This is a genomic window from Streptomyces sp. XM83C, from assembly GCF_023072675.1.
Classification (GTDB): domain Bacteria; phylum Actinomycetota; class Actinomycetes; order Streptomycetales; family Streptomycetaceae; genus Streptomyces; species Streptomyces thermocoprophilus.
The window spans coordinates 1-10,107 of the sequence record NZ_JALLGL010000225.1; the positions used below are offsets into that span (position 1 = coordinate 1).

Genomic DNA, 10,107 nt, shown 5'->3' on the forward strand with positions numbered 1-10,107 from the left:
CGGTGAGCATGCCGAGGTTGTTGTAGGTGTTGTGGACGCTCTCTGCGGGCAGGCCGGCCAGCGCGGGCATCGAGGTGGACTGGATGGTGCCGTCGATGTTGTAGACGGTGGAGGTGGTGAAGGTCTGGGGTGCGCCGGCGATGACCAGCGGGTCGGTGGCGGCGATGACGGTTTTGGTGCCCTTGGGGCGGCCGAGCGCGTCGTAGCCGGTGACGACCTGGGAGTAGATCTTGCCGGTGGTGCCGCCGACGTAGCGGATGGCAGCGGTGGGCTGTCCCTTGGCCAGGCTGTCGTAGGTGAACTTGGTCAGCTGGTGGGTGCTGTCCTGAACTCCGTCCCAGGTGCCTATCTTGCGGCCGAGCTCGTCGTAGTCGGTGATCAGAGTGCGCGTGATGCCGTTGCGGGTGGTCGTGACCGTCAGAGGCTGGTCGATGTCGTTGTAGGTGGTATCGGTGCGGCCCTTGTCCGGGTCGGTGGAGGTGGTCATCCGGCCCCGCAGGTCGTAGCCGTAAGTCCACACGGCGCCGTCCGGGCCGGTCATCTTCTTGACCTGGCCGCCGTGGGTGTACTCGTACAGGGTGCGGGTGTACTCGGTGCCGGTGGGCACGGGGCCGTTGTACTCGCGGCGTTCGGTGACCCGGCCGCGGGCGTCGGTGAACGTTACGGTGCCGGTGCCGCCTGCGGCGGCGGTGAACGCGGTGCGGTCACCTAGCTGGTCGGTCTTGGTGCGCCACTTCTCCTGGTCATAGACCCGGAAGATTGATTCGGTCGCGCGGCCGGCGGCGTCGAAGACCGTCTCGGTAGAGGCGGGGACGGAGCCGGGATAGGTGTTGGCCAGGACGCCGGATGGCGGGTTGTTGTCGTGGACCTGGTCGTTGGTGATGTAAGCGAGGCCACGGTCGTCGTAGAGAGTTTCGGAGATGACCCGGCCGCCGTTGGGCGCGGGCACCTGCTTTTGGCGGGAGCGCAGCAGGCTGTCGAAGATTTCGTAGGAGCTGTTGTAGGTCTGCCCGTCGGCCTTGAGGGTGTCGGTGCGGACCCAGGTCTCCTTGGTGTTGTTGATGCTGTAGGTGTAGACGATGCTGGCTGCGTCGTTGAGGGTGCGGGAGCGGTCAGGCTTCCACACCGACTTGAGCCGGCCGAGGGCGTCGAAGGCCCACTCGGTGACGTTGCCGTTGGCATCGGTGGTCTTGGTGGCCGTGCCCCAGGCCGGGTCTACCTGCGTGGTCGAGGTGTAGAGCTTGGGGTCGGTGGACGTCTTGGACGTCAGCGGCCCGTACCCGGTGTCGTCGGGAACGTAGGCTGTCTTGACCGTGCGGCCCTGGGCGTTGGTCGCGGTGATCGGGCGGCCCAGCTTGTCGTAGGTGGAGCTGGAGACCTGCTGGTAGATGGGCGTGCCGTCAACGTCGCTGTAGCTGGCGACACGGTAGGAGGCGGTGATGTCGCCCTTGGTGGGTGCCGTCCCGACCGGCTGGCCGTCATAGGCGGTGGTGACGTCGGAGACGACGTCACCCGGAATGGCGGGGACGGTTGCGCAGGCGACCGAGTAGGTCTCGGTACGCGAGACGCGGTTCACCAGCCACGCGGAGGTGTTGCGGGCGTAGGTGGTGCGCACGCACGATTCGTCACCGCTCATGGCGGCGTCGCCGCTGTCCTCCACGGTGATGGGCATGCCGTACGTGGTGTCGTACGTGGTGGTCTGCTTGACCGTGCGGGTACCGGTGGAGGTCGCTGTGCGGGTGGCGGTCTGGCCGGCCTGGACGATCCACGCCTCGGTGGTGCCCCAGCTGTAGATGTGGCTTCCGGTCTTGTAGGACCAGGGAGTGTTGATGGTGCCGCTGACTTCGTCGGCGCCGTTGTAGATGACGGTTTCGCGGACGAAGCCGGCGTACTGGCGGGAGTCGTCGATGGCGGTGCCAGTGGAGTCGGTGACCTTCTCCACCCGGGCGGTGCCGTCGAGTTCCTTCTCGCCGTTGAGTCCGCGCATGTAGAGGGTGGACTTCTTGCTGCGCGGGCCTTCGGAGTCGCCGGAGGTCTCTACGACCTTTCCGTAGCCGCGCCACTGGGACCAGGTGCGGTCGGACGGCTTGGTCAGGCCCTCATCGTCGGCGTAGGCCCAGCCGGCTCCGCCCTGGTAGTCGTAGTACTTCTCGCCGGTGTCGCCGTGGCCGTAGGGGTCCTCCTGGAAGACGGAGGTGACGACGTACTTGTGGAACCAGTCGGTGACGGGCGTGGCCCCCGACTGAGACCACTTGACCGGGAAGCAGCGGCGGGTGTTCTTGTCGACGGCCGCCGGCATGCTGGTGCCCCAGATGCAGTCCGGGTCGGAGTAGTTGACGGTGACGATCGAGCCGGTCTCGGACGTGATCGTGCGCACGCGCCACTTGATGTAGCGCAGGGTGTCCGGGCCGCTGCCTTCGACGTGGTTGGGCATCTGGATGCCGCCGAAGACGATGGGCGGCATGGCGGCGGCGGTGGTGTTGGCCTTGCCGGTGTTCTGGATGGACTTCAGCCACAGGCTGGGCGAGGAGGCGTCACCGGTGTCGGGGAAGTCCTGTTCCAGGTGCCAGGTGTCCACCTCGCGCCGCGTGGTGCCGGTTCCGGTCCACACCGAGGTGGTGATGTCGGTGAGGCGCTTGCGGGTGAAGAAGGACGGGCCGATCTGCGTGGTGCACTTGGTGTTGTAGGCGCAGATCATGTCGAAGGGCACGTCGGGCCAGTTGGCCTTGGTGTCTACCGTCAGGCTGGTGCAGCCTCCGCTCACCACGCAGCGTTCGTCGTAGGTGAAGCTGACCTGCTGGGCGGGAGGCTTGCTGTAGATCAGATCGCTGCGCAGTCCGTAGTCGATGCGCTGCAGGTAGCCGCCGCGGGTGTAAGGGGTGCCGTTGACCGTGGTGTCGGCGTTCTTGGAGTAGTAGTTGGTCTCGCGCGCGTACCAGTAGGCGGAGGCGTTGCCGTGGGTGTCCACGACATAGTCCAGGTTCCAGCGCCAGGCCTGGTAACAGGCGGAGTCGGCGAAGCCGGTGGTCTTGTAGCAGGGCTCGCCGCTGTCGTCGCCGAATACGGGGACGGTCCATACGGAGTTGGTGACCGGGTCGTCGTCGGCGGTGTCGGTGGTGCCCTTGTCGCTCCAGCCGGGCAGTCGGTGCTTTCCGAAGAAGTACTGGGTGCCGGAGGGGTCGGTGACCCTCCAGTACTCGGTGTTGTTGTCGCCGTTGCCGGTGGCGCCGGTCAGGTGCTCGACGCGCGTGCCGTCTTCGTTCTTCAGCTTCCAGGAGCCGCCGGACGCCTCGGACAGGGCAGCGCTGTCACACGCTGTCTTGTCGGCGCAGGTGTTGACCAGTTCGACGGCCTTGCCGTTGAGGACAAGGGTGGCGTTGGCGTACTTCCAGCACAGGTCACCCTTGCCGGACTGGCCGTCGTCCTTGCAGGAGGCGTACTTGCGCTCGATGTAGGACTCGGTGAGTGAGAAGCCTTCGCCGACCACGGAGGTCTGGTTGTTCTGAGCGGCGGTGCGACCGTCCACCGAGGCGGAGTTGTAGGAGATCGACAGCGACGGGGACGGGCCGGCTGTGGCCGGGGGGACCCGTAGCGGGTAGTTCCAGGTGAAGTCGCCTGTGCTGCCACCGGCCTCCCAGGTCGCGGTCGGCGACAGGGAGGTGGCGCTGTAGTCGCTGCCGCTGCCGCTTCCGGAGCTGTCGGCTGCGGCCGCCAGCAGCACCGGGGTGCCGGCCGACAGGGTGCGCGCGGAGAGGGTACCGGTCAGTGTCTGGGACTGGGCGTCGTTGTCTGCGTCGGCCACGGGCGTCTGGGACCGGCAGACCGCCTTGTCCGGGGTGGTCAGCGCACAAGCCGGCAGTGACACCAGATGCAGACGAGGGCCGAAGTTGCCGCCGTAGACATCCTTGAAGGTGGAGTAGTTCAGCGAGACGCGAAGTGTGTCGGTGTCAGACGTGGCTTTGCCGGAAGAGGCTCCTGCAGGGTCGAGGGTGAGCAGGACGCCGTTGACACCTGCCTTCCGGGCTGCGGCCTGCGAGTGGACGCTGACCGTGACCGTCTCGGCCGGACCGCCGGCCTTCGTCCGGGCACCGGTGTTGGCCGTCTTCGCTGCCTGCCGGGCGGGCTGCTGGGCCAGACGCAGGCCAAGACCACCGACATTGACGGCGGTCTGGTCGGTCGCCGTGACTTCGGCGGTGGCCTTGGCGGCCTTCGGCCAGGCTGCTCTCCCCAGGCGCTCCAGGGTCTGCCGGGAGGCAGGAAGGGCCTTGTCCTTCGGCGCTTTCGACGTGCCGGGCTTGAGCACGCCCACCTTGTCGACCTTCGGGGCGGGGCGGTCCTCCAGCGGCTTGCGAGATGCCGAGGACTGCGCCTGAGCTGCGAAGTCGTAGCCAAGGGGGACTGCGACTTGGGGTAGGACGGACAAGGAGACGATCAACGCTCCACGGCTGAGCCAGCGGCGCATGACGGCCCCTGGCAAGCGTGTGCGGAGAGGTGATGAAGGCACGGTGATGTCCCGATTCCTCTGTGTGGGCAGAAGAGCGCCCGGGCGGTGCTGAAGCCCGGATACGCCCGGTCTTAAAGGCGCGGCCTATGGGCGCGCGGAGTGTTCGAGCACGGCAGGGGCTGGACGGGCAAGGAACCCCGTCCAGCCCCTGCCGTGCTGTTTATCGCTGCTCGGTGTTGCGCCGGTTGGCGATCATGTCGGTGGAGGTGGCTCCGGCCCAGACACGGACGCTGTCGATCGTGCCGGGGAAGTAGCGCGCAGCGGCACCGTTGATCTTCGCCCGTCCGATTTCGAAGGCTCCGCTGCCCTGCCAGGGCGCCGAATACGGCACACCGGTCTCGTCGCCCATGAGGGCGCTGTCGACGTAGAGCTTGAGGGCTCCGAGCCGGGAGGTGTCGTCGGGGTCGGCTGCCGCCTGGGCGTCGTAGACGATGCTCAGCATGACCGGGACACCCAGCTGGGCCGTGGTGAAGGCCGTCGAAGAACTCTGGGTCCAGGACGCGCCGGTGCCGTCCTTGTCCGGGCGGCCGAACGTCCACCGTCCCTGCGTGCTGCCGGCAGGCTGCTCGTACCAGACACCCCAGGAGGACTGACTGGTGCCCGACTGGCCCATGACCTGGACCGCATAGGACTTGCTGGTGTCAGCGAGCTTGGCAGGGTCCAGCGTCACCCAGGCGGTCGCGGTGAACGAGCCACTGTCATCAACGACCGGGCCGCTGGCGGTGGCATACGCACTGCTGCCGTTCAGGGTCATCGTCTGCGTGGTGGTCACCTCTTCACCGATCTCCGGGTCGCCGGTGCTGAACTGGGTCAGTGCGGCCCCGTTCAGGGTGAGGTTGCGGGCGAAGCCACTGGTGTCCTTGACCGTGGTGCCGGAGGCATTGGCCATGTCGGTTGCGTCCCACTTGGCGACGAGCGCGGGGACCGGGTCACCTGCGGTGCCGTCGCTGAGATCCTCGTCCTCCAGCCAGGCGTCGTGAGCGACCTCGGTGTCCGCCAGCGCACGGGACCAGACCGTCACTTCGTCGATGGAGCCAGCGAAGTAGTCCCTGCCGGTGGTCGTGTACCACACGCGGCCGACCTGCAGACCGCCGGACGCCTGCCACGGAGTGGCCGTGAAAAGCACCGGATTGCCCTGCGGCACACCGTTGACATAGAGCTGGATGGTCCGCGCCGCCGCGTCGTACACACCCGCCAGGTGGGTCCAGGCATTCAGGACCGGGGGCCGGGCCCCGATCGAGCGCACGAGAACGGTATCGACGGTGTCGGTCTCGTGACGGTTGAAGACCCAGGCGTTGTAGTACGTGGAGTAGTACAGCTGGAACCCCGACGCATTCGTGCCCGCCTGGGACAGCACGGTGTAGTTCACGTCCTTCTTGGTCAGACGCGCCCAGGCCGAGACGGTGAAGGACTTGGTGGTGTCCAGCACCGGACCCGAGGTGGACAGGTACGCGCTCGTGCCGTTGAGCTTCACCGCCCCTGTACCGTTGCGGGCCAGGACGTCCCAGCCTGCCCCCGAGCTGGTCAGCGGATGCTGGATGGCAGTGGTGGAATCAGCCAGAGTGTTGTCCAGGTGCCAGATCCCAGAGGGCTTCTCCGCCCCCTTCACCAAGAAGCTGTAATAGCCGGTGAGCGAGCTGTGCCCGGCAGCGTCGAAGCTCCAGACCCGGATGGTGTTCTCACCAGCCTGGTTCGGTGTGATGCTCTGGGTGGTCGACGCGCCCTGGGCGACGGGGATCGGCGAGGAGACCGGGCCGCTGTTCAGCCGCCACTTGTAGCTGACCACGTCGGACTGAATACCGGCCAGGGTGGGGTTGGTGTCGGCAGGGGTGAAGGTGAACTTGCCCGGCGTGCCCACACCACCGGCTGCCGGGTCGGTCTCGGCCGGCTTGTACACGCCGTCATAGCTGGTGATCACCGGAGGGGGAGGGGAGTCGGTGTCCACGCGGAAGTAGCACCACGACGACCATGCGGAATCCAGCACGCCGGTGACGCCCCGGTCCGTCATGTAATACGCCTGCGTCTTGACCCGCATGCGGTAGTCCGTCTGCGCCGCCAAGGCGCTGGAGGTCGCATCGCGGGTGGCGTTGTCGGCCACCCAGGCCCCATCGGGTGAGGCTGCGTACCACACGCGGCTGGACCCATCGGCCTTCCACACCTCGAACATGGCGCGCAACTGCGCGTTCGAGCCGTCCACCGACTGGACCGTGGCCAGCATCTTCGGCGTCGTGTCACTGGTGGCGAAGGGCAGCGTCGAGGCGTTACACGCACGACCCGTGGTGCCCTGCTGAACGCCGTACGAGGTCGGCTTGTCCGGGTAGGACACGTAAGTCACCGACAACTTGGCATCGTTGCGGAACCGGGCCCAAGCGCCGGCGTCGGACTCGTCGTGCGCGGTGAGCGAGAAGGTGATCTGCGCCTGCTTGCTCGCGGCATGAGCCGCAAGCGTCGTCGTCAGGTTCTCATTCGTCTCCCCGCCGGAGACGTTGTCGCTGAAGCGCACCCAGTTCGCCGGCTGGGACGGGTCGCACAGGCTGCCCCGGCCGTAAGCCGCCCACCGGTCACCCATCAAGTCGTCCGCCGTAGGACGAGTTGACCAGGTGGTGCTGGAGGAAATACCAGTGGTCACATGGCTCAGGTCGTACAGGTGCAGATCACAGGTGAACGTCCACACCTGGTACACCTCGAAGGTCGCATCCAGGACCTTCTTGCCGTGAATCGACGACAGCGGGTACTCGAAGTACATCCGCTGGGTGTAGGGGCTGCTGGAGCACAGATAGCCAGCGTAATTGGAGCAGCGCCCTACGCCCTTGTCCCCGCTGAACTCCCAGTACTTCGTGCCGTTGGAGGCCAGCGCCGTCCAGTCGCCCAGCGCGATGCCCTTGGTCGGCGGGTCGATGTAGAGCGGGAAGACGGTGCTTTCGCCGTGAAGCAGGGCCGGGTCGGGAGTGATCTCAAGGCTGCTGCCATTGATCTTGAGTGGGAGCTCCGCTGCTGCGTCACCGTTGCCGGGCCCCTCGGTGGGGGCAGGCTCACCGCCGGCATCAGCCAGGGGAACCGCATCGGTCACACCTGGCTCGCCGTCGGCCTCGGCGCCTGCTGAAGAAGCGGAGAGGGCCAACTGGGTCGTGGCACCGGCCGTGTCCGTTCCGGTGGCGACGTCGCCGGCCGAGTCCCACATACGCCCCGCAGGGCTTTCGAAGACCGGACTGCCGTCACCGTCGCGTGCGACATAACCACCGTCAGCCGTCGGCGCGATGTCCAGGCCGACGCCGGAGACGCTCATCCTCACGGTCGACAGCGCCGGATTCTGCGCTGCCTGCGCCGATTTGACCACAAGCACCGACGTGTAGCCGGAGGCGAGCGCGGTCAGCCTCAGATCGACACCAGGAAGCACCTCTGCGTACGTGGCAGTGTTGCCATCAAGCAGGGGCTCGGGAAGCGCGGTGGGCCAGCCAACCTGCAGCTTCTGCCCGTCGTCCTCCAACGTGACCAATCCGGCCCCGCTGCCACCACCCGAGAAGGCGACGTCGGCCGTCGTGTTCGTCGCATGCACCAGACCGTCTGCCGCACGGACGAGGGTGGTGTCGATGGGAGCCCAGGAGCCGTCGTCCTTTCGGGCTCGCACTGGAGCGGCGTTCATCTCCTGCGTGAAGGTGCCGTCCGGATTGGCGAAGACCTGGGACGACTCAGTGGTCGCCGCCTGAACAACTACCCGTTCACCGGTCTCAGCTGCCAGAGCACTTGCTATCGACTCAGGAGAGCCAGTCGCCGTTGAGGCCGCCCCGTCGGCCGCCTCGGCCGGTGCGGCGGCGAAGGCAACGACCGGAACCGCTCCTCCCAGAAGAGACAGGACAATCGCCCCACTGCGCACCCTCTGACGCCAGCCGCGGCGCCGTCTTCGTGTGAACACGCCCCCCACCCGCCCCCTTAACTGTTCATTACATGAATGCCGTGAAGATCATGTGGTGCTCGAACATGCACGTCAATGGTGTTGCACATCACATTGAGATGCTGTTCGGTCAGGCAGTACAGGACGACCCGCAGCGGCGCGTCGGGCAGCAGGACAGCACAGTGGACGGCGCACTCGTGACAAGCGACCGATCCTTCATGGCTGGTGTAGCGCATGGGCTCCTGCGGCACCCCGCGAGAGCCGCCGCTGGAGGGCCCTCGAGGCGGACGGGGTCGATCAGCATCTCGGCGGGACGTACTCACGGGACTCGTAATCGCGCAGCGATCGCACGGTCCGGAGCCTTTCCGAGCAGATGGAGTCGCTGGGCTACGGGGTATGGCTGCACAGGGCGCCCCGCTCGGCGGCCGAAGCCAACCGGTTCGGCCGCGAGTACGGGATCATGTGCCGGCTTGCTGGCTCCCGGTGAGACGCGCTTGTCGTGCGCAAGCACCGCTCACGTCGCGGCGGCGAGCCAGGCGTCGCCAGGGGGCGGGACAAAGAAGTAGCCGCCGCCCACGGTGAGGGTGTACTTGGTCATGGCTTCGCCCTGTAGCCGGTGCTGGACGGCTTCGAATCCCTTGTCCAGGTCGCGTTGGAAGCAGGAGAAGATCAGTCCTTGGTCCTCGGTGCCCTGGTGGTAGTTGTAGCTGCGCCGGACCATGGGCGGGGGCCGGCGCCGGTCGGGGGCTGCCCTGCGGACGTGGGCGTCGAAGGGTGTGGTCTTGCCATGCGGGTCGGCGGCGAAGACGGGCTGCTCATCGCTGGGGGAGCCATCCAGCCACCGGCCGTCCCTGCGGCGACCGATGATGCGCTCCTGTTCGTGGAGGCTTTCACGGTCCCAGAAGTCGGTAGCCAGCCGGATGATGCGTATCACCTGGTAGCTGCCTCCGACCGCCCAGGATGGCTCGTCTTGATCGGCCGGGATGACCGCGCGCTCGGTGACTCCTGCAGAACTAGCGGGGTTTCCGTGTCCCTCGGTGAAGTGGAAAGGGTTACGCGCCAGTCCTCTGCCGCCCTCTGTGCGGTTCTCGGGACGCACACCTTCGATACGCCAGCGCACGCGCCATTGTGGCAAGGCCCGTAGCGTTCGCTCGGCCGCCTGTTGCGTCACGTGGGCTGAGGCTCCTGTGATCTGTAGCAGGAGGTCCCCGTGGGAGCGGGATGGGTCCAGAACGTCGCCGGCGAACGATGGCATCTGCTTGAGCTGGCGTGGCCCGTCTGCCTGCGGGGCCAGCGCGCCCTCACCCAGTGCTAGCCAGGCGGCGATCTCTCCGCCGTCGATCGCAGCGACAGCGTGATGCGCACGGTGCAGGGCAGCGTGGCGGTCTTGGTCGGCCAGGTCTAAGACGTCGTTTCTGATGGCGTGATCGCTCGTTGAGCCGTGCATGACGGATCTGGTGGAGCGGTTGGTGCCGGACGAGTTGTGGGTGCTGTTCCGGCGGGTGGTCCCTCCGACGGAGGTCATACGCCCGCAGGGCGGCGGGCGACGTCGGGCCGGTGACCGTGAATGCCTGGCAGCGATCGTCTTCGTGGCCACCTCGGGTTGCACCTGGCGGCAGCTGCCGCCAGTGTTCGGGCCGGCCTGGCCCACGGTCTACCGGCGCTTCGCCCAGTGGAGCCGGGACCGGGTGTGGGCCAGACTGCACCGGGT

General features: G+C 67.0%; 5 protein-coding genes and 1 pseudogene. 2 read left to right on the forward strand and 4 right to left on the reverse strand.

Annotation, left to right across the window (positions count from 1 at the left end; translation table 11 throughout):
- The 3 genes from MTQ10_RS22230 to MTQ10_RS22240 form a co-directional block, all read right to left on the reverse strand.
- Positions 1-4,462 (reverse strand): hypothetical protein (locus tag MTQ10_RS22230; protein WP_247471323.1); only part of this gene is annotated, 4,462 nt, incomplete at its 3' end.
- 202 nt (positions 4,463-4,664) lie between these two features.
- Positions 4,665-8,378, reverse strand: a complete 3,714-nt coding sequence (locus MTQ10_RS22235; RefSeq protein WP_247471339.1) for a LamG domain-containing protein — start codon at positions 8,376-8,378, stop codon at positions 4,665-4,667.
- Positions 8,379-8,434: 56 nt separating this feature from the next.
- Positions 8,435-8,632 carry a hypothetical protein gene (locus tag MTQ10_RS22240; protein ID WP_247471341.1) on the reverse strand — a complete coding sequence of 66 codons (198 nt, stop codon included), beginning with the start codon at positions 8,630-8,632 and terminating at the stop codon, positions 8,435-8,437.
- A gap of 131 nt (positions 8,633-8,763) precedes the next feature.
- Between MTQ10_RS22240 and MTQ10_RS22245 the strand changes: the two are divergent.
- Positions 8,764-8,883 (forward strand): annotated as a pseudogene (locus MTQ10_RS22245) (DUF6417 family protein); the annotation flags it as partial.
- A gap of 27 nt (positions 8,884-8,910) precedes the next feature.
- Here MTQ10_RS22245 and MTQ10_RS22250 read toward each other — a convergent pair.
- The gene (locus tag MTQ10_RS22250; protein ID WP_308404590.1) at positions 8,911-9,921 is read right to left on the reverse strand and encodes a Dyp-type peroxidase; all 1,011 of its coding nucleotides are present in this window, start codon (positions 9,919-9,921) and stop codon (positions 8,911-8,913) included.
- On the opposite strand from MTQ10_RS22250, the gene MTQ10_RS22255 reads away from it, so the two are divergent.
- Positions 9,842-10,107: transposase (locus MTQ10_RS22255; protein ID WP_247471364.1), on the forward strand; the 266-nt coding region annotated here is incomplete at its 3' end. The two genes, MTQ10_RS22250 and MTQ10_RS22255, sit on opposite strands and share 80 nt — an antisense overlap.

Excerpts from the sequence above, each read along its gene's own strand:
- MTQ10_RS22240 (WP_247471341.1), bottom strand. The coding sequence starts at position 8,632 with ATGCGCTACACCAGCCATGAAGGATCGGTCGCTTGTCACGAGTGCGCC.
- MTQ10_RS22250 (WP_308404590.1), bottom strand. The coding sequence starts at position 9,921 with ATGACCTCCGTCGGAGGGACCACCCGCCGGAACAGCACCCACAACTCG.